Origin of the sequence: Bradyrhizobium sp. 138 (genome assembly GCF_023074075.1) — a bacterium.
GTDB lineage: Bacteria > Pseudomonadota > Alphaproteobacteria > Rhizobiales > Xanthobacteraceae > Bradyrhizobium.
Window position 1 is genome coordinate 1 of sequence record NZ_JADPKT010000080.1, and the last position, 1,136, is coordinate 1,136.

The following is a 1,136-nucleotide window of genomic DNA, read 5'->3' on the forward strand; positions in this document are numbered from 1 at the left end:
CAACGTCGAAGCGGCCAACAGCCAGGCGCTGTCGACCCGGCAGTCGATCGCGGTCTCCGCGCTGTCGCTGGCCAACCAGTCGCAGCAGAGCGTGCTGCAACTGCTCCGCTAACAAGCGGCAGACATCGCAAGCAAGATCCGGCGGCGGGGCTTCGGCCCCGCCGCTTTCTTTTTGCGCCGGCATCAGGAGAGGATGCGTTCGGATGCAGCCAATTGCTCACTCTGAGTTATGGTTGACAAGTCGCAAACGCCTCGTCGCTGCACCAAAAAACATCATCCTATCATGACGATATAGGCGAGCACGATCCGGCTCCGAACGCGCGTATGGTGAATCCGGGCAAGGACTGCCGCGACATGCTTCATGCTTTGTTAGCCGTCTGCGTTCACCGTCCCGGCATCGATTAATCCTAATCGAAGTTTGTTTGTTGCGTTGCGTACCAGAAGGGTAACACTCAATGTCCGGTATCGTCCTCTCCGCATCGGTTCGCCAGAACCTGCTCTCTCTCCAGTCCACCGCTGACCTCCTCGCCACCACGCAGAGCCGTCTGTCGACCGGCAAGAGCGTCAACTCGGCTCTCGACAACCCCACCAACTTCTTCACGGCCCAGTCGCTCGACAACCGCGCCAGCGACATCAACAACCTGCTCGACGGCATCGCCAACGGCGTGCAGGTGCTGCAGGCTGCCAACACCGGCATCACCTCGCTGCAGAAGCTGATCGACAGCGCCAAGTCGATCGCCAACCAGGCGCTGCAGACCACGGTCGGCTATTCCACCAAGTCCAACGTCTCGACCACCATCTCCGGTGCGACGGCGGCCGACCTGCGCGGCACGACGAGCTTCGCCAGCGCCACAGCATCCAGCAACGTCGTGTATAGCGGGGCGGCGGGCGGCACCACGGCGGCGAGCGGCACCACGACGCTCGGCGCCACCATCGGCTCGTTCACGGGCACTGCGGGAACTGCCGGCGACGGCACCGCCGCCCTGACCGGCGCCATCACCCTGATCGCCACCAACGGCACGACTGCCACCGGCCTGGCCGGCAACGCCCAGCCGGCCGACGGCGACACGCTGACCGTGAACGGCAAGACCATCACCTTCCGCTCGGGCTCGGCTCCGGCGTCGAGCGCGGTTCCG

At 64.3% G+C, this 1,136-nt stretch carries 1 pseudogene; it reads left to right on the forward strand.

The window, feature by feature from the left end:
• Positions 1 to 455 precede the first annotated feature (455 nt).
• Positions 456 to 1,136 (forward strand): annotated as a pseudogene (locus IVA79_RS27150) (flagellin); the annotation flags it as partial.